General features: G+C 60.7%; 2 protein-coding genes. Both read right to left on the reverse strand.

The genetic code is table 11. The annotated features are described in order from the left end of the window. Positions 1-66: 66 nt before the first annotated feature. A complete protein-coding gene (locus AAC126_RS22245; protein ID WP_339857659.1) occupies positions 67-720 on the reverse strand; it encodes an HAD family hydrolase in 654 nt (217 codons plus the stop codon). Between the two features lie 9 nt (positions 721-729). After that, positions 730-2106 (reverse strand): Trk system potassium transporter TrkA, encoded by a 1377-nt coding sequence (trkA, locus tag AAC126_RS22250; RefSeq protein WP_339857661.1) that lies wholly within the window; start codon positions 2104-2106, stop codon positions 730-732. Between the last annotated feature and the right edge of the window lie 60 nt (positions 2107-2166).

Genomic DNA, 2166 nt, shown 5'->3' on the forward strand with positions numbered 1-2166 from the left:
GGCACCGCCCTCATCTCGCAAATGCGAAATGAGCATCTCCTTTATATAACTATTTCTCCGTCCGACTCAATCGGTCAGCGTCCGCCGCATTTCGTGGCAATCCGCGAAATGGAATGCGGGAGGCCATTTTGCCAGATCGGCCTCGGAAATAGGGTCTTCCCCGACAAGAACCGGAACGCAGCCGCTGGCCAGACCGCATTGCAAATCCACCAGGGAGTCTCCGACAAACCAGACCCGATCACCAGCATCATGTCCCGATTCCGCGAGCACAAGATCGACGGGATCGCGGGCGGGCTTGTCCTTCGCCGCGTCCGTCGCGCCAACAATACGGTGAAAATAACCGGCCCAGCCGAGACTCTCTGCCTCGGCCCGGAGAAAATTCCCGTTCTTGTTGCTCACCACGCCGAGCACGATCGAGCGGTCCCGAAGCTCCATCAGAAGCTCTTCCGCGCCAGGCAACGCGCGGAGCCCCTCAAGATGCCTTGCCTCGAAGGTCTCATAGAAAATGTCACGGGCCTTTTCCCAGCCCGGACCGAATATTTCCGGAAAGCTCTCCCGCATGGAGCGCTTGGCACGGGCCCGCATTTCCGCCTCGGTCCAGACGGCCAGCTCAAACGCGGTCAGCGCCGCATTCATGGCGACCGTCACACCCGGCCAGTTATCGACGAGCGTGCTGTCCCAGTCGAACAGGATCGCGCTTGGCTTCGATATTTCGCTCATGTCATCGGCCTAGAAGAAATCCAGCCGGACCGCGAACAGCTTCTCGACCTTTTTCACCACCTCGTAGGTCGCGAACAGGATCACCCGGTCGTTTGCCTGAATCACCGTGTCGCCACGCGGCACGAGGACCTTGTCCCCTCGATAGATCGCCCCGATGATGACGCCCGATGGCAGTTTCGCATCACGCAACGGATGACCGACCAGAGACGATGTTTCCAGCGCTTCCGCTTCGATCACCTCGCCGAAATCGGCACGCAGGGAATAAACGCCGCGTATCCGGCCCCGCCGGACATGCTGCAATATGGTCGAAACCGTAATGGCGCGCGGATTCACCACGGCATCCACGCCAAGGGTCGAAATCAGCGAGGCGTAAGTCCCCTTGTTGATCAGGGCAACCGTCCGGTCCGCCCCCGCCCTCTTGGCCAGAAGCGAGCCAATGATGTTCACTTCATCGTCGTTGGAAACAGCAACGAAGGTTTCCGTCTTGGAAACGTTCGCCTCCTCCAGCACTTCCGTGTCCAGTGCATCACCGTTCAGCACCATGGTGTGATCGAGCGTCTGGGCCACGAGCTTGGCCCGCTCCCGGTCATATTCGATGACCTTGACGCTCACGCCCGAATGCTTGGACTCGATCTCTTCGGCGAGCATCAGGCCTATATTGCCGCCGCCCGCGATAATGACGCTCCGGCCCTCTTCTTCTTCATGCCCGAATGCAGCCATGGCACGCGACAGATGGTCCACATCGCAGACGAAATAGACATCGTCTCCCGGCAGCATGTGATCGTCCGGCTTCGGCACGATGCCCCGGTCATCACGGATGATACCGACAACGACGATGCTGAGATCCGAGAACAGGCTGGTGAGCTGGCGCAGCGGCGTGTTGACGATCGGGCATTCCTCGTCGCACCGCACGCCGACAACCCGGACCATCCCGTCGGCCATCGGCAGGACGTCGAACGCCCCCGGTACCTGAAGCCGCCGCCCGATGGCCTTTGCCACTTCGCGTTCCGGCGAAATGATGTGGTCGATCGGCATGTTCTCGCGGCTGAACAGATCAGCCCAGAGAGGCTGCAAGTAATCCTGCTGCCTGATCCGGGCGATACGCAACGGCACATTGAAGAGCGAGTGCGCCACCTGGCAGGCCACCATGTTGACCTCGTCGGAATAGGTGACCGCGATCAGCATGTCCGCGTCCCGGGTCCCCGCCCCCTCGAGGATGGACGGCAGGGAAGCCAGTCCATGCACACCGCGCACGTCGAGGGTTTCCGTGATCTTGCGAACCAGGGCAGCGTCCTGGTCGATGACCGTCACGTCGTTATTCTCGCCCGCGAGATGCTGAGCAATGCTGGTACCGACTTGACCGGCCCCGCAGATGACGACTTTCATGCCGTGATCCTGTCCTGAAGAGGGTGTTTACGCAGAGCGTTCGGCGCTGACGCCGAGCGA

This window comes from uncultured Nisaea sp. (assembly GCF_963974195.1).
Classification (GTDB): Bacteria; Pseudomonadota; Alphaproteobacteria; order Thalassobaculales; family Thalassobaculaceae; genus Nisaea.